We start from the raw sequence: 20,181 nt of genomic DNA on the forward strand, positions 1-20,181 counted from the left end.
ATTTTTAACGGTTTTTTGTGAAGTAAATCACCTATTTGTATCGTTGATGTAGGGTGGTTGTGTGATTTTTGTCACGTTGCTGCCATGAGGTTGCGGTATGAAAACAGCGTGTTAGAGTCCGCGCTGCATACAGTAATAATGACGGAAGTATTCTTGTGGCAATCGGTATTTTTATAGCCACGCCGTCTCACGATAATTACCACGCGCTCTTATTGTCAGCGCGTTTCAATAGGGGTGTGTTTTTATGCTTTCACCAGATATTAAGATCAAAGTTCAAAACTTTGGCCGCTTCCTCAGCAATATGGTGATGCCCAATATTGGCGCATTTATCGCCTGGGGTATTATTACCGCGCTGTTTATCCCCACTGGCTGGATTCCCAATGAAACGTTGGCGAAGCTTGTCGGTCCAATGATCACGTTTTTGCTGCCATTGCTGATTGGTTATACCGGCGGACGCTTGGTATTTGGTGAGCGTGGTGGTGTGGTTGGTGCAATTACAACGATGGGCGTGATTGTTGGGACCGATATCCCGATGTTCCTCGGTGCCATGATTGTAGGCCCGTTGGGCGGCTGGGCGATCAAACGTTTTGACCGTATGGTCGACGGTAAAATCAAGAGCGGCTTTGAAATGCTGGTCAACAACTTCTCTGCCGGTATTATCGGTATGTTGTTGGCAATTCTGTCGTTTTTGGCAATTGGTCCGCTGGTTGAAGTCTTCTCTCAGGTGCTGGCCTCCGGCGTTAACCTGATGGTGCAGAACAACCTGTTGCCGTTGACGTCCATCTTCGTTGAACCCGCAAAAATTCTGTTCCTGAACAACGCTATTAACCACGGTATCTTCTCACCGCTGGGCATTCAGCAGGCGACGGAAACTGGCAAATCTATTTTCTTCCTGATCGAAGCGAACCCAGGCCCGGGTATGGGCGTGCTGATGGCTTACATGTTCTTCGGCCGTGGTAACGCGAAAGAATCAGCACCGGGTGCGGCGATTATCCACTTCCTGGGCGGTATTCACGAAATTTACTTCCCTTATGTGCTGATGAATCCGCGTCTGATTATTGCGGTGATTCTGGGTGGAATGACTGGCGTGTTTACGCTGAGCGTGTTGGGTGGCGGCTTGGTTTCTCCTGCGTCCCCTGGCTCAATTTTGGCCGTGTTGGCGATGACGCCAAAAGGCGCTTACTTCGCTAACCTCGCAGCCATTGCAGCCGCTTTCGCGGTGTCCTTCATTGTGTCAGCGATTTTGCTGAAAAGTACCAAGCAAAAAGAAGAAGACCTGGGCGACGCGACACGCCGCGTGCAGGAAATGAAAGCCTCTTCCAAAGGTGCAGCAACGAGCGCCGGTGTCAGCGGCGACATGAGCACCGTGCGTAAAATCATCGTAGCCTGTGATGCCGGCATGGGTTCCAGCGCGATGGGTGCTGGTGTGCTGCGTAAGAAAGTTCAGGATGCTGGGCTGACCAACATTTCGGTGACTAACAGCGCGATCAATAGCCTGCCGGATGATGTTGATCTGGTCATTACGCACCGCGATCTGACCGAGCGTGCGATGCGCCATGCGCCGCAAGCGCAGCATATTTCGCTGACCAACTTCCTTGATAGCGGTTTGTATAGCGATCTGGCAGCTCGTCTTGTGGCAGCGCAGGGTGCTGCGAAGCCTGAAACCGTCGCGACACCTGCACCAGCAGTTGTAGCCGATGTGCAGACGAACCTGTTCCAACTGGGTGCGGGTAACGTGTTCCTGAATCAGCATGCGACACACAAAGAGCAGGCAATCCGTTTTGCCGGTGAGCAACTGGTAAAAGGTGGCTACGTCGAACCTGAGTATGTTGAAGCGATGCTGGAGCGCGAAAAGCTGACCTCCACCTATCTGGGTGAATCGATTGCCGTACCACACGGTACGATTGAAGCGAAAGATCGTGTGCTGAAAACGGGCGTTGTCTTCTGCCAATATCCTGAAGGTGTTCGCTTTGGTGATGAAGAAGATGAGGTTGCGCGTCTGGTTATCGGTATTGCTGCCCGCAATAACGAACATATTCAGGTCATCACCAGCCTGACTAACGCGCTGGATGATGATGCCGCCATTGAACGTCTGGCACATACCCAAGATGTTCAGGAAGTACTCGACTTACTCTCTGGTAAAAAAAGTGCCTAATTGATGTGGCTAGAGCCGCCTTCGGGCGGCCTCTTTTTATGTTTTTTTAAGGTTATGTCTCATGAAAGCATTACATTTTGGTGCAGGTAATATCGGCCGTGGATTTATTGGTAAATTGTTGGCGGACGCTAACGTTGAACTGACATTCGCTGACGTCAATCAGCCGCTGTTGGATGCGCTCAACAGCCGTAAAAGCTATTCGGTGCGGATTGTCGGTGATAACACTCAAGTTGAGGCCGTCAGCAACGTCAGTGCTGTTCACAGCGGCAGTCAGGATGCCATCGCATTGATCGCCGTGGCCGATCTGGTGACGACCGCTGTGGGACCGCAGATTCTGGAAAAAATCGCCGGCACTATCGCTCAGGGGCTGGTTAAACGTCATGAAGACGGCAACACCCGGCCGTTGAACATTATTGCCTGTGAAAATATGGTGCGTGGCACCAGCCAGTTAAAACAGCATGTGCTGAAACTGCTGCCGGAAGCCCATCAGGAATGGGTTGTCGAGCATGTAGGATTCGTCGATTCCGCCGTGGATCGCATCGTTCCCCCTTCGGAAGCGGGAAGTGACGATGTGTTGGCGGTGACGGTAGAAACCTTCAGCGAATGGATTGTCGATAAAACCCAGTTCTGCGGTGAGCCGCCAGCGATTCCCGGTATGGAACTGACCGACAATCTGATGGCGTTTGTCGAGCGTAAGCTGTTCACGCTTAATACTGGTCATGCGATTACGGCCTATCTCGGCCAGCAGGCACGTCATCAAACGATCCGTGATGCGATTCTTGACCCGAAAGTCAGAGCCGTGGTCAAAGGCGCAATGGAAGAGAGCGGTGCGGTACTCATCAAACGTTATGGTTTTGATGCGGATAAACATGCCGCCTATATCAACAAAATTCTCAGCCGCTTTGAAAACCCTCATCTGCATGATGATGTGGATCGCGTTGGCCGTCAGCCGCTGCGCAAGCTGAGCGCAGGTGACCGTCTGATCAAGCCGCTGCTCGGAACGCTGGAATACCATTTACCGCATGACAACCTGATTATTGGTATTGCAGCCGCGATGCATTATCGCAGCGAACAGGATCCGCAGGCGCTGGAACTGGCTGAATTAATCCGTACTCTGGGGCCGCAGGCGACGCTGGTGCAAATTTCTGGTCTGGATGCTGACAGCGAGGTTGTCGCGCAAGCAGTGAATGTGTATAACGCCATGCAGTAATCGGCGCGTCTCGTCACAAGGCAGGTGTGGTCTTTTCGACACGGTGTAATGTATACGGGCGACGTCGGGGATCGGATGTCGCCACACCTGCCGGTAAGCATGCTACCGAGATGGGTATGTTGTGCGGATTTAAAGGTACGAGAAGTGACGATGGAAGAAACACAGGCGTTTGAAAACCGAGTTCTGGAAGCGCTGAACTCAGGGAAGACAGTGCGCGACTTTATGCTCTGCGCCGTTGAATTGCTGGCCGAAGCGGCCAGTATCTTGATGTTGCAGGTGTTCCGTAAAGACGACTATGCGGTGAAATATGCCGTTGAACCTCTGATGACGGGAACGGGCCCGCTGGGTGACCTTTCCGTGCGCCTGAAACTGATTTATGGCTTGGGGATGATCAGCCGTAAAGAGTATGAAGATGCGGAACTGTTAATGGCGCTGGGCGAAGAGTTGGCGCATGACGATCGGCACTATCGTTTTACCGATGATGAAATTCTGGGGCCCATCGGCGAGTTGCACTGCGTTGCGGCGTTGCCCGCAGAACCGACGTTGCCGCCGGGGGCAGATGCCGATCCGCTTCTGGTGAGTATGCAGCAGCAGCGTTATCAGCAGATGGTGCGTTCCACGCTGGTTTTATCCCTGACCACGTTGATTGCGCAAATCAGTCTGAAAAAGGCGTTTTAACCCCGTTCTACCGCATTACACCACTATACCTGTCAGGCGTTTATACTCGTTGTACTTCAAGCTGCATGTGTGTTGGCCGCCTTCACGCAACTCGAATTATTTAGCGTATAGTGTATGCTGTGCCCCGCATTATTCTCCCGTTATATAGGTTATCTTTTATGAAAGAGCAGGAAAAAACAGAGATCAAACTCCTTAGCGACCAGTTGGATAAGCTGACGCATAAGCAGACCACGCTGCTGGCACAAGGTGATGGTGAAGCCATCGCCCTCAATTTGGAGGCCTGCGAGAAGCTAACGGCTGAAATTGAGCGCCTGCGTAACGTGAGAGAACAGAAACTCAGCAAAGAAGCACAGAAATTGGCGAACTTACCTTTCAACCGTGCGATTACTAAAAAAGAGCAGGCTGATATGGGGACGTTGAAGAAAAACGTTCGCGGTTTGGTGATTGTGCATCCGATGACGGCACTCGGGCGTGAGATGGGTTTAAAAGAGATGACAGGCTACGCGCCGAAATCGTTCTGAGGCCTTTTCTCTGCACTGGCGGAGGATAGTGATGGACGAGTTATCGTGATGGATTCATTGATGAAGCCCCTGTTTAACAGGGGCTTTGTCGTTTTTATCGTTTTCGATATTAGCGCGGCGCGTGCAGACGATGCGGTTGGTTGTTAAACGCGATACCAGCGGGGGTATCGTCATGCTGTGCGTTGGCCAGACGGAAGACGGAAACCGCCTGCTTCAGCAGTCTTGCCTGCTCTTCCAGAGAGTCGGCGGCGGCAGAGGATTGTTCAACCAACGCGGCGTTCTGCTGAGTGGTGCTATCCATCTCAACAATAGCTTGGCTAACCTGAGTAATTCCTTTGCTTTGCTCATCCGATGCAGTGGCAATTTCACCCATGATGTCATGTACCTGAGTGATAGAGGTGACGATATCGTTCATCGTTTTACCTGCATTGCCGACCAGCGTCGCACCGCGTGATACCTGATTAACCGATTCAGAAATCAAACCTTCAATTTCTTTCGCAGCCTGCGAACTACGCTGGGCAAGACTACGGACTTCGCTGGCGACAACGGCAAAGCCACGGCCTTGTTCACCGGCGCGCGCGGCTTCCACTGCGGCGTTCAATGCCAGAATGTTAGTTTGGAAGGCGATGCTGTTGATGACGGACGTGATTTCCGCGATACGTTTAGAACTGCTCTCAATCGCGGTCATGGTTTGCACCACCTTATTGACCTGCTCGCCACCCTGTTTGGCGGTTTGGGAAGCGCTGATTGCCAGCTTGTTGGCGTGGTGTGCGTTGTCTGCGTTTTGCTTAACCGTCGCGGTGAGCTGTTCCATGCTGGCGGCGGTTTGTTCAACGGCAGCGGCCTGTTGTTCGGTACGTGACGACAAATCTGTGTTGCCCGCAACGATCTCGCTGGATGCGTTAGAAATCTGGCTGACGCCGACGCGAATGTCATCGATCATATTGTGCAGATTGTCGTTCATTTTCGACATCGCACTCATCAACTGGCCCAGCTCGTCTTTACGGGTCGTGTTGATGGACATGGTGAGATCGCCCATCGCGATTTTTTCAGCCATGTTCAATGTATTGCCAAGTGGTGTGGTGATCTGACGTGAAATGAACCAGGAAATCAGCAGACCAAGCAGTAGGGTAATCAGCGCCGCGATGCTCATTTGCAGCGTGGCATTGTGAATGTCTGCCTGTGAGGCGGCCAGTTGATCGCTAAGTAGTGATAGGATAACGGCATTCAACTGATCGGCAACAACCCGCATTTGCCCTGCCTGCGCCATTTCTTCTTGATAGGCCGGCATGTATGCCAACACCTGTTCTTCATAATTGTTCATGATCGTCATAACCGGTGCCAGCGTTTCACGCTGTTCGGCAGACAGACTCTGATACAGGAAGGTCAATGATGTTTGCGCCGCGTTGATGGAATCCGTTAGTTTTTCTTCGGATTCTTTATTGGTTGAAAGTAATAAACCGCGAACGTGGTAGCGGACGGCAATCAGTTTTTGGTTTAGGTCAGAAAGTAATAATTGCAGAGTGGCGCTGTTATTATCCGTCTTTAATTGGTCATTGAGCTGTTGCAGTGGTTTTTCTGTCGTTGAGATATTCCAGCCTTTTCTTACCGTGTCTTTGGTATTTACTGCATTAATATAACCTTTTTGCTTTTCCTGGTAGCTGGAAATTAACGTAGGGATGCTGGCTATTTTCTTGGCGTCGCTTTCTGGCCAGTTAAATTCTTTTGCTTTTTCAGCGAGCTTGCTGATATTAGAAATATGCTCAATGTTCTTTTTGATATCATCAGGATTATAGGTGGTGCCGTATAATGCGCGGTAATATTTAGCCTGATTAATTTCATCATTGATATCGTTGCTTAAATTAACTTTATCAATACTGTCTTTCAGCGAGCCTATATGCATAATACCCGCACCGGCAATCACCATGGTCATCAGCAGAATCAGGAAAAAGCCTAATCCTAATTTTTTACCGACTTTTAGATTGTCAAAATTCATAGCCATCCCATCCCACCACTATATCGTATTGAGTCAAATTCATTATCCTGATGCACACTTGATTAGCGGTGTTAGCATCTCGGATTACCGCGTGCCAAGCCTATCCCTGCAAAACAACATGATAAAAACCCGCAGTAGATATCGGCACTCTACTCTGAAACTTTACGTGCCGCCCGCTTTTCGGGCTTGAAGCCTGTTCGCTAACAGAAACGGGTAAACGGTGCGAGATAGCGGCTATTCGATCGCGCGGGTCGGTGGGGAACAACGAGAAGATGAACAGAAAATACGAGGTGAAATATAATAAAAAACTGGAATAACACGTTGTTATTCCAGTCTCCATTCAAACGCAGAAGGAGCCTGATGGTATCAGGCATCCAACGGTTTTATTTTTTCGCGCTAGCGAAGCGAGCTGAGGCTTCGTCCCAGTTCAGCACGTTCCAGAATGCTTTAGCATAATCTGGGCGACGGTTTTGGAATTTCAGGTAGTAAGCGTGCTCCCATACGTCCAGACCGACGATTGGGTAGCCAGAGGTACCAGAAATTGCTTCACCCATCAGCGGGCTGTCTTGGTTTGCAGTAGAGACTACAGCCAGTTTGCCGTCGTCTTTCAGAACCAGCCAAGCCCAGCCAGAACCGAAACGGGTTGCTGCTGCTTGCTCAAATTTTTCTTTAAACGCATCAACGCTGCCGAAATCGCGTTCGATTGCTGCTTTCAGATCGCCAGTCAGCGTAGTATCTAATTTCAGGCCTTTCCAGAACAGGCTGTGGTTAGCGTGGCCACCAGCGTTGTTACGCAGGGCTGCTTTTTTCTCAGCAGGAACTTTATCCAGTTGAGCAATCAGCTCTTCAACAGACAATTTAGCCAGTTCAGGCAGAGATTCCAGCGCGGCATTAGCATTATTGACGTAAGCCTGATGGTGTTTGGAATGGTGAATTTCCATCGTTTCTTTGTCGAAATGCGGTTCCAGTGCGTCATAAGCATAAGGCAGCGATGGCAGTGAATAACTCATGTTTAGCATCTCCATGGTAAAAAAAATGTTACGGCACTGTTCTATGAGTGCCGCGTAAGCAATACGTTCATTATAGTTAATTAAATGATATTGAAAATGATTATTCTCGATCTGCTGTCGGGAGTCAGATTGCTTTACTTCATGATAACAAACGTTTATGTCATTATCGCACTATGTAAAAACAAATTAATCTATACTCGTCATACTTCAAATTGCGTGTGTGTTGACTGCGAGCCACCGCGATCTTGACGGCAATGGCTTACTTGCTCAGACGCTGCGGGTGCGTGTAAATGGTTGCCTGCCCTGGTCGACAAAAACCCACTAGAGTCAGGTTGCAGCGCTGTGCGACGTCAACGGCCAGTGAGGTTGCCGCAGAGACGGCGAACAAGATTTCCACGCCACACATGGCAGATTTTTGTACCATTTCATAGCTGGCTCGGCTGGAAACCAGTGCTGCACCCTGTTGCCACCCCTGTTTTGCTCGGGCACCAAGCAATTTATCCAGCGCAACATGGCGTCCGACATCTTCGCTCCCCCCTGACAACGTGCCGTCTGGTGCTATCCAACTTGCAGCGTGAGTGCAGCCAGTCACCTGACCGATCTTCTGCACATCGCGCAGTCGCACTAGCGCGTTTTCAAGCTTGCTGAGGGAAAATGTCTGCGTGAACGGCAGAGGTGCAACCGGTTTGCCTATTTCCGCTAGCTGCTCTACGCCACAGACGCCGCAGCCTGTACGGCCATCCATCGATCTGCGTCGTTCTTTTAGACCGGCAAAACGTCGGCTGGAAAGCTCAATTTGAACTTCAATCCCGTTACAGGCGTTCTGTACATCAATACCGTAGATATCTGCGGGTGATTGAATAATGCCTTCAGATAAGGAAAACCCGAGTGCGAACTGCTCCAGTTCCTTCGGTGATGCCATCATAACGACATGCGAGATGCCGTTATAAACCAGCGCCACAGGCACCTCTTCTGCCAGCCAATCAGACTGTGGCTGATGCAGCGAATCGGGATGATAGACCGAATGTTGCGTTGCGCCTTCGAGGACGGCATCCGCTTGTGAATGAACCTCTTTCACCTGAAATACCTGCATGTTAGTAACCATAGAAATTAAAAGTATTATTTCACCGCGCCAGAAGGGATGCGAATTTTTCTCCAGGAACAGCGAGCGTGTTCGCATAGCAATATGTATTTTTCCTGCAACAGGAAAGAAACTGTGCGTCAACTCGAAGAGTTGCCTTCTTCTCTGGCCGAATCCTGTCGCTAACCCCATACCCCGTATAGGCTTAATGGAGCTGCTTACTGCTTGCCTCTTTTTTTCACTGCGGCATGGCCGCTCACTCGGAAATAAAAAGGAGACTGAAATGGCGCACGATAATCTCGAAGGCCGATCCGCATTTGGCGAAGTCGGTTCTCTCGATCTGAAAAAACGCTATGACAATTTTATCGGTGGAGCCTGGGTTCCGCCTGATGCTGGTCAGTATTTTGTCAATTTAACGCCAGTGACAGGCCAGCCGATGTGTGAAGTAGCCAGTTCGTCAACGCGAGATATTGACCACGCGCTGGATGCAGCCCACAAGGCAAAAGCGGAATGGGGTGGTCTATCGGTGCAGGAACGGGCGCTGGTTCTTAACCGTATTGCCGACCGGATGGAACAAAATCTTGAACGGCTAGCGCAGGTGGAAACCTGGGATAACGGTAAGCCGATACGTGAAACCAGCGGGGCGGATGTGCCGCTGGCGATTGACCACTTTCGTTATTTTGCTGCCTGTATCCGCGCGCAAGAGGGGGCAATCAGCGAAATTGACGGCGATACCGTGGCCTATCATTTTCATGAGCCTCTTGGCGTTGTTGCACAAATCATTCCCTGGAACTTCCCGCTGCTGATGGCCTGTTGGAAGATGGCTCCTGCACTGGCAGCCGGTAACTGTATTGTACTGAAGCCTGCCAAGCTGACGCCGATGTCGGTGCTGATTTTGATGGAGCTGATTCAGGATCTGCTGCCAGCGGGGGTCATTAATGTCGTCAATGGATCGGGAAGTGAGATTGGCGAGTATCTGGCAACATCGAAACGCGTTGCGAAAGTCGCATTCACCGGGTCAACCGAAGTGGGCCAGCAGATCATGAGCTATGCGGCACAGAATGTGACGCCGGTGACGCTGGAATTGGGTGGCAAATCGCCGAACATCTTCTTTGCCGATGTGATGGATAAGGAAGATAGTTTCTTTGACAAAGCGCTCGAAGGTTTCACGCTGTTTGCCTTCAATCAGGGAGAGGTTTGCACCTGCCCGAGCCGCGCGCTGGTGCAGGAATCTATCTATGATCGCTTTATGGAACGGGCAATCAAGCGCGTTGAAGCTATCCGCATCGGTAACCCGCTGGACAGCAAAACCATGATGGGCGCACAGGTGTCAGCAGGCCAGCTCGAAACCATCCTTAACTATATTGATATCGGTAAGAAAGAGGGCGCACGGGTACTCACTGGCGGCCAGCGTAAGGCGATGCCGGGCGGGCTGGCGGAAGGCTACTATTTGGAGCCGACGATATTGTTCGGTAAAAATAGTATGCGTGTCTTTCAGGAGGAAATTTTCGGTCCGGTGTTGGCGGTAACAACGTTCAAGACGATGGAAGATGCGCTGGAGATAGCTAACGATACGGAATACGGTCTGGGTGCTGGCGTGTGGAGCCGTAACGGTAACGTCGCTTACCGAATGGGGCGCGGCATTCAGGCTGGTCGAGTTTGGACCAACTGTTATCACGCCTATCCGGCACATGCCGCGTTTGGGGGCTATAAGCAGTCCGGTATCGGGCGTGAGAATCATAAAATGATGCTGGATCATTATCAGCAAACCAAGTGCCTGTTGGTGAGTTACTCTGATAAGCCGATGGGGCTGTTCTAACACCAGACCCTGCGCGCCTGCCATTGGGAGGCGCGCATAACGTAAATCGATGCTAGTTTTCCGTGTTAATGCGTCCTGAGCACTCAGATTTGCCCGATTGTTAGTTGCTGATGATTGATAGTTGATTGTGTCGGCGCTTAACAACGGCTACGCTGTTTTGAATAGCGCTTTGCTTTCAAGAGGTTGTGCATGACGGATAAGATCGGCTGGATTGATAACCTGCGGGCGCTGGCTTGCATGATGGTCGTTCTGATTCATAGTACAACTTACTATATTACTGCGGGTGGCACGCCGGGTGACGGATATTGGGATGTGGCGAATGTCCTGAACTCTGCTTCGCGCGTCTGCGTCCCACTGTTTTTCATGATCTCGGGTTATTTATTCTTTGGTGAGCGTAGTGCGGGGAAGAAAAATTTCCTACGTGTCGGTTTATGTCTGCTTTTTTATAGTACGGTCGCGCTGATCTATATTGCGACGCTCACGCCGATTAATGGCTTGAATTCATTACACCATGCGCTGCAAAAACCGATCTTTTATCACCTATGGTTTTTCTACGCCATTATCGTGATTTACCTGCTTTCCCCACTTATTACAATCAAGCCAGTATCGGGCAAATATTTAGCGGTCTTGATTATCTTATTGGCCGTTATCGCCAACCCTAATACGGGGCGGGTGGGGTTTGAAGGCTTTAAATTACTGCCTGTTAATCTCTATATTTACGGTGATACGTTTTACTACGTGCTATATGCCGCGCTGGGGCGTGCGTTGGGCATGTTGGATGTGCCAAAGAAAGTCGTGCTGGCCGCTATCCCCTTCTTCATTGCGTGTGTCGCGCTGATTGCTATGGGGACGAAGCACCACACATTGTTGAACGATACATTCACCCAGACGTTTTATATCTACTGCGGGCCACTGGTGTTTCTGGCGGCGGTCAGCCTTTTGGTGGTGTTTAAGTACTACTTTAGCCAGCGGATCTTACCGGGTTTTGCCACCATTTCGCGTCATTCGCTGGCGATTTACGGTTTCCACGCGTTGATCATTCACTATCTACGTACGCATGATGTGATGCTGCCGGATCATCCGGTTCTCGATATCTTCTATGTCTTCACCATCGCGCTGGCGGCCAGCCTGCTGCTTTCGATGGCTTTACAGAAGATTGATGTGCGGCGCTGGGTGAGTTGACTACCCGTCCGGTGTACCGGACGAACGGTGCTACATCAGCGGACTAAGCTGTTGGTAGAGCGTTTTAAATGTGCGCCTACGCTCGGCATAGTCGGCGTGGCGCTGGGTATTCGGCTGATGAACCTGCTCCATCGGTAGCGGCGGCAAGAGTTCTGCCAGTGGCGTATGGGGATGCATAGCGATTTGTGCCAGACGGGCGGCACCCAGCGCTGGGCCGACATCGCCGCCCGTGCGGTATTCCAGAGTTTGACCACTGATATCTGCCAACATTTGCCGCCAATAGTCGCTACGTGCGCCACCGCCAATTAGCGTGATGCTATCGGGTTTTAGCCCAGTCATATGCAGTGCGTCCATCCCATCGGCAAGCGCAAATCCCACGCCTTCCAGCACCGCTTTTGCCAGCTCTGCGCGGCCGTGCTGGTGGGTGAGCCCCCAGAATGCGCCTTTGGCATCAGGATTGTTGTGCGGTGTACGCTCGCCAGAAAGATAGGGCAAAAACCACACTGGCGTTATCGTGTCATCGGCTGGCATTGAGGCGACTTCCTGCAACAGTGCGGGCACGCTCTCGGCGTGTGTCAGGCGGGCGACCCAATCTAGGCAGGACGCCGCGCTTAACATCACGGACATCAGGTGCCAGGTATTTGGCAGCGCATGGCAAAAGCTGTGGACGGCATGCTGAGGATTACTGAGAAAACCGTCGCTGACGGCGAAATAAACGCCGGATGTGCCGAGAGACAGCATCGCCTGACCGGTTTGATACAGCCCGACGCCAATCGCGCCTGCTGCGTTATCCCCACCGCCAGCAATAACGGGGACGGGATCCATACCCCAGCGACTGGCGATGTCAGGTCGCAGATAACCGGTAATCTGGTTGCCTTCATACAGCGTGGGCATGTGTTCACGGCTCAGCGAGCAGGCTTCCAGCAGAGCATCGCTCCAATCCCGTTTGGCGACGTCCAGCCAGAGGGTTCCAGCCGCATCGGACATATCGCTGGCAAATTCCCCTGTCAGACGCCAGCGGAGATAGTCTTTTGGCAGCAGGACCTTGTCGATTTGGCGAAAGATATCGCTTTCGTTTTCCTGCACCCATTTTAGTTTGGGGGCAGTAAAGCCCGGCATCATCAGGTTGCCGGTAATCTGGCGCGAGGTAGGCACCAACTGTTCCAGCGTTCGGCATTGCGCCGCGCTACGTCCGTCATTCCAGAGAATCGCGGGCCGCAGCACGTTCTGGCGGGCGTCCAGCAAGGTCGCCCCGTGCATTTGCCCGGTCAACCCCAGCGCTTTCACGGCGCGAAGGCTGTGTGTTGCTGCCAATGCTTGTAGCGCTTGGTCTGTTGCCTGCCACCAGTCCTCAGGCGCTTGCTCCGACCAAAGCGGATGCGGACGCGAAATGCTCAGCGCGGCGCTATGGCTGGCGATCACCTCTCCTGTTTCATCCAGTAAGATGGCTTTAACACCGGAAGTACCCAGATCAATACCGATATACATAGTCGCTCCTGATCGCCTTGTACTACGGCAGTTTTTTAACCTGCCGTAGCAGGCAAGCGTACCGCACTAGCCAAATAGATGGCGGTTAACCAGATTTTCCAGCAGTTCCTGCTGGCCGCTCTGGTGCTGTGGTGCCAGTTGATGGCTTTCCGCATACTGAGCCAGCGATTCCAGCGACGCGTTGCCTTGCAGAATTTGCTGACCTAGTTCACCGTTCCAGCCCGCATAGCGCTTGGCGACCAATTGATTGAGCTTATCATCTTCAATCATTCTGGCAGCAGCCTTGAGCGCCAGTGCCATTGTATCCATCGCGCCGATATGCGCATGGAAAAGGTCATAGCGATCGGTGCTCTGGCGACGAACTTTGGCATCAAAGTTCAGCCCACCTGTCGTGAAGCCGCCTGCCTTGAGAATTTCATACATGATCAGCGTGTTTTCTTCCACGCTGTTAGGGAACTGATCGGTGTCCCAGCCAAGCTGAGGGTCGCCGCGATTGGCATCGACCGATCCGAAAACGCCCAGCGCGACAGCGGTGGCGATCTCATGGTGGAATGAATGCCCAGCAAGCGTCGCGTGGTTGGCTTCCACGTTGACTTTAATCTCTTTTTCCAGCCCAAACTGTTTCAGGAAGCCATAAACAGTGGCGACATCGTAATCGTACTGATGTTTAGTCGGTTCCTGCGGTTTCGGTTCAATGAGCAGTGTGCCCTGAAAACCGATTTTGTGTTTATGCTCGACAACCATTTGCATAAAGCGGCCAATTTGCTCACGCTCCTGACGCAGGTCGGTATTGAGCAGAGTTTCATACCCTTCGCGCCCGCCCCACAGCACATAGTTTTCACCGCCCAGTGTTTTGGTCGCGTTCATTGCCGTGAACACCTGCGTAGCAGCCCAGGCAAACACATCTGGATCAGGATTGGTGGCCGCGCCTGCGCCATAGCGGGGATTGGTGAAGCAGTTAGCGGTGCCCCACAGCAGCTTCACGCCGCTATCCTGCTGCTTTTCCGCCAGCACATCGGTGATCACCGCAATGTTATGCAGATATTCTTTCAGCGAGTTCCCTTCCGGCGCGACATCGACGTCATGAAAGCAGTAGTAAGGCACGCTTAGTTTTTGAAAGAATTCGAATGCGATATCCGCTTTGCGCTTCGCCAGTTCCAGCGCATCGCCCGACTGCTGCCACGGCCGGGCAAAGGATCCGACGCCGAACATATCCGAGCCGTTCCAGCAGAACGTGTGCCAATAAGCGACGGCAAAACGCAAATGGTCCGCCATACGTTTACCGAGAATTTCCTGATCGGGATTGTAGTGACGAAAGGCGAAGGGATTACTGCTTTGGCTACCTTCATAACGAACTTTTTCGATCTGTTCAAAATAGGCTTGCATCGTTAACTCCTTAGAAACCACCCAGACGGAAGAGACGGGAATGTGATTAATTTTCGGAGTTGATGAACGTTTCCTCAATTACGTTATTTCACACTGAAATTCAGAGAATTATTAAATGTGCGCTGTGTCGCAAAAATAACGGCGTTTTAACCTGAATACGCTTCGCAATATGTAACAACGTAAAAATGTGACTCGACAATAAAATATGACCCGCATCAAAAAACGGAAATTAAACCAAAAAACATAATTGGAGGATAAAAATCTGTAATTGATGGGGGGATATTTAGCGACAATACTCATCTGGCTATTGGAGACCTCATACCCGTCATACTTCAAGTTACATGTGCGTTGGCCGCGTTCAGTCACCCGAATCACTTACTTGAGTAAGCTCATCGGGACTCCCTCTCTTGCCGCCTTCCTGTAGCTCGAATTATTTAGGGTATAGCCCTGCACTTTAAATAAAAAAAGGTACGCTATGATGAAAGTTAACCATTTTTTACTCTCAGCTTGTGCCGTATTCACTTTAGCTTGTCAGCCCGGATTCGCGAAGGACGTTAAAATAGGCATGGCGATTGATGATTTGCGTCTTGAACGCTGGCAGAAAGATCGCGATCTTTTTGTTGAGCAAGCCAAAAAGCAGGGCGCTGATGTTTTTGTTCAATCAGCAAACGGCAATGAAGCTACGCAAATTTCTCAAATAGAAAACATGATCAATCGCGGTGTCGATGTATTGGTTATTATTCCTTATAACGGTCAGGTACTTGGTAATGTTATTGCGGAAGCAAAACGTGAGGGAATAAAAGTTCTTGCTTACGATCGCATGATTAATAATGCGGATGTGGATTTTTATATTTCATTTGATAATGAAAAGGTTGGAGAGCTACAGGCGAAATATCTCGTCGATAAAGTGCCCGGCGGAAACTATTTCTTAATGGGCGGCTCACCGGTCGATAACAATGCGAAGCTGTTTCGTCAGGGGCAAATGAAAGTGCTCACGCCGTTGATCGAGAGTGGGAAGATCAAGGTCGTTGGCGATCAGTGGGTCGATGCCTGGCTACCAGAAAACGCGCTAAAAATTATGGAAAATGCGCTAACGGCGAACAGCAATAAGATTGATGCTGTCGTTGCGTCGAACGATGCCACGGCGGGCGGGGCGATTCAGGCGCTGGCTGCACAAGGATTGGCAGGGAAGGTGGCTATTTCCGGTCAGGATGCCGACTTGGCGGCAATCAAACGCATTGTGGCTGGGGCGCAAACCATGACGGTCTATAAACCGATCAGCAAGCTGGCGAAAGATGCCGCAGATATCGCTGTGGCACTGGGAGCCGGTAAAACGCCAGAGTCTAACGCTAAACTAAACAATGGGTTGAAAGACATTCCTTCCTTCTTACTGACCCCAATTCCCGTCGATAAATCCAATATCGATTCCACCATCATTGCTGATGGTTTCCACAAAAAAGCGGATGTGTATTAACGCGCTCCGCAGCCAATATACTCCAAATAATTCGAGTTTCAGGATGTAGGAAAGAGGTTACTGAGCCACGACATGACGTTGTGGCTCGCCACTGTCGCTGACGAGGTCTGATACACCTGAATCACGGAGGCTACGATGCCGCACCTGTTGGAAATGAAAAACATCACGAAGGCGTTTGGTGCGGTGAAAGCCGTCGATAACGTCAGCCTGACGCTGGAGGCTGGTCAGGTCTTGTCGCTGTGCGGCGAGAATGGCTCAGGGAAATCCACCTTAATGAAGGTGTTATGTGCCATCTATCCACATGGCAGCTATGACGGGCAGATTATCTTTTCCGGTGATGAACTGCGTGCCAACCATATCCGTGATACGGAGCAAAAAGGCATCGCGATTATTCATCAGGAACTGGCGCTGGTGAAAGAGATGACGGTGCTGGAGAACATGTTCCTAGGTAATGAGTGGACGCGTTTTGGCGTGATGGATTACGACAATATGTATCTACGCTGCCAGCGCATGTTGGAGCAGGTCAAGCTGGCCGTCGACCCGAATACTAAAGTGGGGGAGCTTGGATTGGGTCAGCAGCAACTGGTGGAAATCGCCAAGGCGCTGAACAAGCAGGTGCGTCTGTTGGTGCTTGATGAGCCAACGGCCTCATTGACCGAACGGGAAACGGGTATCCTGCTGGAAATCATTCAGGATCTGCGCGATCACGGTATTGCCTGTATCTATATTTCTCACAAGCTCAACGAAGTTAAAGCGATTTCCGATGTGATTTGCGTGATTCGTGACGGGAAGCATATTGGTACGCGTCCAGCGGCTGAGATGAGTGAGGATCAGATCATTGCCATGATGGTAGGGCGGGAACTGACAGAGCTTTATCCCAATGAGCCGCATGTCATTGGTGAAGAGGTGTTGCGCGTGGAGCACCTTACTGCCTGGCACCCCGTGAATCGCCACATTCGTCGGGTGGATGATGTGTCGTTTGCTTTGCACCGAGGCGAAATTCTCGGTATTGCCGGGCTGGTTGGGTCAGGGCGTACGGAGACGGTGCAGTGTCTGTTTGGTGCCTATCGTGGGCGCTGGCAGGGCGACATATTTATTGACGGCAAGCAGGTGACCATCAGCAACTGCCAGCAGGCTATGGCGCAGGGGATTGCAATGGTGCCTGAGGATCGTAAGAAGGACGGCATCGTCCCAGTGATGAGCGTGGCGCAGAATATGACGCTGGCGGCGCTCGATCAATTCACAGGGATATTTTCCACGCTGGATGACGCCCGTGAACAGGACATCATCCGGCAATCGCTAGCGAATCTGAAAGTGAAAACCTCCAGCCCGGAACTGGCGATCGCCCGATTAAGTGGCGGTAACCAGCAAAAAGCGGTACTGGCGAAATGCCTGCTGCTGAACCCTCGTATTCTCATCCTTGATGAACCCACGCGCGGCATTGATATCGGTGCCAAATATGAAATCTATAAGCTCATTAATGCGCTGGTAAAACAGCATATTGCCGTCATCGTGATTTCTTCAGAATTGCCCGAGGTACTGGGGTTGAGCGATCGGGTGTTGGTGATGCATCAGGGGCGTATCAAAGCGGATTTGATCAATCGTGATTTAACCCAGGAACAGGTTATGGAAGCTGCATTGAGGAGTGAACATCGTGCTGAAAACATCGCAGTCTGAACAACAACATGTCGCTGGATCTGTCCCGATGCTGCAACGACTGAAAAGCATCAATCTTCAGGTCTACGTGATGATTGCCGCCATCATCGCGATCATGCTCTTTTTCACCTATATGACCGACGGGGCGTACCTCAGCGCGCGTAATCTTTCCAACCTGCTGAGGCAAACGGCAATTACTGGCATTCTGGCCGTCGGTATGGTGTTCGTCATTATCTCCGCCGAGATCGATCTGTCGGTCGGATCGATGATGGGGTTATTGGGCGGTGCGGCGGCTATTTTTGATGTCTGGTTTGGCTGGCCTTTGCCGCTGACCATTGTTGTGACGCTCGCGCTGGGATTATTGCTTGGCGCGTGGAACGGCTGGTGGGTTGCCTACCGGAAAGTCCCTTCTTTTATCGTGACGCTGGCGGGGATGCTGGCTTTTCGCGGCATTTTGATCGGTATTACCAATGGGACAACGGTTTCCCCGACCAGTGAGGCGATGTCGCAGATTGGGCAAAGCTATCTGCCTTCTGGCATCGGTTTTATGTTCGGTGCTATCGGGCTGATGGTGTTTATTGGCTGGCAGTGGCGTCGGCGTAGTAGCCGTGCTCGGTTAGGGTTACCGATAAATCCACCCGCCGGGGATGTCGGCCGCCAGACAGTGACAGCACTGATCGTATTGGGCGCGATCTATCTGCTGAATGACTATCGTGGCGTGCCAACACCGGTTCTGGTGCTGACGCTGTTGATGCTGGGCGGTATTTTTTTGGCGACGCGAACCGCGTTTGGTCGTCGTATCTATGCCGTGGGCGGGAATATCGATGCCGCTCGTTTATCGGGAGTGAATGTCGAACGCACCAAAATGGCGGTGTTCGCGATTAATGGCCTGATGGTCGCGGTCGCTGGGCTGATTCTCAGTTCACGATTAGGGGCAGGGTCGCCATCTGCCGGGAATATTGCCGAGCTGGATGCGATTGCGGCCTGCGTGATTGGTGGAACCAGTCTGGCAGGCGGTATTGGCAGCGTGGCGGGCGCGGTGATGGGGGCATTTATCATGGCGTCGCTGGATAACGGGATGAGCATGTTGGATGTGCCGACGTTCTGGCAATACGTCGTGAAAGGCGGAATCCTGCTCTTGGCGGTGTGGATGGACACCGCCACAAAGCGGCGCGTATGACGTGACGTTGGGCCTGAGGAGGAAATACGTGGCGGCTCGCAATAATCAGCAAATTATTTTGGCCTCTGGGGGCGCTGTGCTATTCAAGAAAGAGGTCTTTATTCAAGGAACTTGCGATTAATGAGCGCCGACTACCATGTTTGAAAAACGCTATCGCATCACGCTGCTGTTCAACGCCAACAAAGTGTATGACCGTCAGGTGGTTGAAGGGGTTGGCGAATATTTACAGGCTTCTCAGTGTGACTGGGACATCTTCATTGAAGAGGATTTTCGTTGCCGGATTGATAACATCAAAGAATGGCTGGGTGATGGTGTGATTGCCGATTTTGACGATGGTGAGATCAAACGGCTACTACAGGATGTGAACGTTCCGCTGGTAGGGGTTGGCGGTTCCTACCATCAGCCTGAGGATTACCCGCCAGTGCATTATATCGCGACAGATAATTATGCACTGGTGGAAAGCGCGTTTATGCACCTTAAAGATAAAGGGCTGAACCGCTTTGCTTTTTATGGGTTGCCCGCATCGGGCGGGAAAGGCTGGGCGCAGGAGCGGGAGCATGCTTTCCGGCAGCTAGTTGCGGCAGAAAAGTATCAGGGCGTGGTGTATCAGGGAATGGAAACCTCGCCGGATAACTGGCAATACGCGCAAAATCGGTTGGCCGATTGGGTACAGGGGTTGCCACCGCAGACGGGAATTATCGCGGTGACGGATTCCCGTGCGCGTCATCTGTTGCAGGTCTGCGAACATCTGAATATTGCCGTACCAGAAAAGCTGTGTGTGATTGGGATCGATAACGAAGATCTGATTCGCTACCTGTCACGCGTCGCACTCTCGTCTGTGGCGCAAGGCACGCGCCAAATGGGATACCGCGCCGCGAAGCTGCTGCATCAGCTGTTGCTAAATCAGGTCGATTTGCCGCTGCAACGTATTCTGGTGCCGCCGGTTCGGGTGGTCGAGCGCCGTTCAACGGACTATCGCTCCGTGCACGATCCTGCTGTTATTCAGGCCATGCACTTTATCCGCTATCACGCCTGTAAAGGGATTAAGGTCGAGCAGGTGCTGGATGCGGTAGGGATTTCCCGCTCGAATCTGGAAAAACGCTTCAAAGATGAGGTAGGCCAGACGATTCACGGTGTGATTCACGCAGAAAAATTAGATCGGGCGCGCAACTTGCTGATCTCGACCTCGCTCTCGATTGGTGAGATTTCGCTGATGTGCGGCTACCCTTCGCTGCCCTATTTTTATGCCGTCTTTAAGAAAGGGTATGACATCACGCCGAAAGAGTACCGCGAGCGCTATGGGGAAGGTTATTAGGATTATTTATACAGGAAAGGCATACAGGAA

General features: G+C 51.5%; 15 protein-coding genes. 10 read left to right on the top strand and 5 right to left on the bottom strand.

Features of this window, described 5'->3' with window-relative positions; all coding sequences use genetic code 11:
- Positions 1 to 244 precede the first annotated feature (244 nt).
- The 4 genes from GZ59_RS00450 (at position 245) to GZ59_RS00465 (ending at position 4,564) form a co-directional block, all read left to right on the top strand.
- Positions 245 to 2,155 carry a PTS mannitol transporter subunit IICBA gene (locus GZ59_RS00450; protein WP_039289350.1) on the top strand — a complete coding sequence of 637 codons (1,911 nt, stop codon included), beginning with the start codon at positions 245 to 247 and terminating at the stop codon, positions 2,153 to 2,155.
- 61 nt (positions 2,156 to 2,216) lie between these two features.
- Positions 2,217 to 3,365 carry a mannitol-1-phosphate 5-dehydrogenase gene (locus tag GZ59_RS00455; RefSeq protein ID WP_039289352.1) on the top strand — a complete coding sequence of 383 codons (1,149 nt, stop codon included), beginning with the start codon at positions 2,217 to 2,219 and terminating at the stop codon, positions 3,363 to 3,365.
- 99 nt (positions 3,366 to 3,464) lie between these two features.
- On the top strand, positions 3,465 to 4,043 hold the full coding sequence (locus tag GZ59_RS00460; protein ID WP_162837362.1) for an MltR family transcriptional regulator: 579 nt from the start codon (positions 3,465 to 3,467) through the stop codon (positions 4,041 to 4,043).
- Between the two features lie 158 nt (positions 4,044 to 4,201).
- Positions 4,202 to 4,564: a YibL family ribosome-associated protein gene (locus tag GZ59_RS00465; protein WP_011091733.1), complete on the top strand. Its 363-nt coding sequence runs from the start codon at positions 4,202 to 4,204 to the stop codon at positions 4,562 to 4,564.
- Positions 4,565 to 4,673: 109 nt separating this feature from the next.
- Here the strand turns inward: GZ59_RS00465 and GZ59_RS00470 are convergent, their stop codons facing one another.
- From GZ59_RS00470 to fdhD, 3 genes are all read right to left on the bottom strand, one after another.
- Positions 4,674 to 6,566: a methyl-accepting chemotaxis protein gene (locus GZ59_RS00470; RefSeq protein ID WP_011091734.1), complete on the bottom strand. Its 1,893-nt coding sequence runs from the start codon at positions 6,564 to 6,566 to the stop codon at positions 4,674 to 4,676.
- A 377-nt stretch (positions 6,567 to 6,943) separates the two neighbouring features.
- A complete protein-coding gene (gene sodA, locus GZ59_RS00475) occupies positions 6,944 to 7,570 on the bottom strand; it encodes a superoxide dismutase [Mn] (protein WP_039289356.1) in 627 nt (208 codons plus the stop codon).
- A gap of 259 nt (positions 7,571 to 7,829) precedes the next feature.
- Positions 7,830 to 8,663 carry a formate dehydrogenase accessory sulfurtransferase FdhD gene (gene fdhD / locus GZ59_RS00480; RefSeq protein ID WP_039294607.1) on the bottom strand — a complete coding sequence of 278 codons (834 nt, stop codon included), beginning with the start codon at positions 8,661 to 8,663 and terminating at the stop codon, positions 7,830 to 7,832.
- Between the two features lie 271 nt (positions 8,664 to 8,934).
- Here fdhD and exaC point away from each other — a divergent pair, with 271 nt between their 5' ends.
- Together exaC and GZ59_RS00490 are read left to right on the top strand one after the other, a co-directional pair.
- Positions 8,935 to 10,470, top strand: coding sequence for an acetaldehyde dehydrogenase ExaC (exaC, locus tag GZ59_RS00485; protein WP_039289357.1), 1,536 nt, complete (start codon positions 8,935 to 8,937; stop codon positions 10,468 to 10,470).
- Between the two features lie 189 nt (positions 10,471 to 10,659).
- Positions 10,660 to 11,652, top strand: a complete 993-nt coding sequence (locus tag GZ59_RS00490) for an acyltransferase (protein ID WP_011091738.1) — start codon at positions 10,660 to 10,662, stop codon at positions 11,650 to 11,652.
- Between the two features lie 30 nt (positions 11,653 to 11,682).
- Here GZ59_RS00490 and xylB read toward each other — a convergent pair whose 3' ends face one another.
- Positions 11,683 to 13,140 (bottom strand): xylulokinase, encoded by a 1,458-nt coding sequence (xylB, locus tag GZ59_RS00495; RefSeq protein WP_039289359.1) that lies wholly within the window; start codon positions 13,138 to 13,140, stop codon positions 11,683 to 11,685.
- A gap of 66 nt (positions 13,141 to 13,206) precedes the next feature.
- Entirely contained in the window at positions 13,207 to 14,526 is a 1,320-nt protein-coding gene (gene xylA, locus GZ59_RS00500) for a xylose isomerase (RefSeq protein WP_011091740.1), read from the bottom strand.
- A 478-nt stretch (positions 14,527 to 15,004) separates the two neighbouring features.
- Here xylA and xylF point away from each other — a divergent pair, with 478 nt between their 5' ends.
- The 4 genes from xylF to xylR all read left to right on the top strand — a co-directional run bounded on the left by xylF (position 15,005) and on the right by xylR (position 20,151).
- Positions 15,005 to 16,000 carry a D-xylose ABC transporter substrate-binding protein gene (xylF, locus tag GZ59_RS00505; protein WP_039289361.1) on the top strand — a complete coding sequence of 332 codons (996 nt, stop codon included), beginning with the start codon at positions 15,005 to 15,007 and terminating at the stop codon, positions 15,998 to 16,000.
- Between the two features lie 135 nt (positions 16,001 to 16,135).
- Complete coding sequence (locus tag GZ59_RS00510; RefSeq protein ID WP_039289363.1) at positions 16,136 to 17,677, top strand: xylose ABC transporter ATP-binding protein; 1,542 nt, start codon at positions 16,136 to 16,138, stop codon at positions 17,675 to 17,677.
- 28 nt (positions 17,678 to 17,705) lie between these two features.
- On the top strand, positions 17,706 to 18,836 hold the full coding sequence (gene xylH, locus GZ59_RS00515; protein ID WP_235213966.1) for a xylose ABC transporter permease XylH: 1,131 nt from the start codon (positions 17,706 to 17,708) through the stop codon (positions 18,834 to 18,836).
- Positions 18,837 to 18,972: 136 nt separating this feature from the next.
- Entirely contained in the window at positions 18,973 to 20,151 is a 1,179-nt protein-coding gene (xylR, locus tag GZ59_RS00520) for a D-xylose utilization transcriptional activator XylR (RefSeq protein ID WP_011091744.1), read from the top strand.
- Positions 20,152 to 20,181 lie beyond the last annotated feature (30 nt).

The sequence above is a fragment of the Pectobacterium atrosepticum genome, assembly GCF_000740965.1.
Classification (GTDB): Bacteria; Pseudomonadota; Gammaproteobacteria; order Enterobacterales; family Enterobacteriaceae; genus Pectobacterium; species Pectobacterium atrosepticum.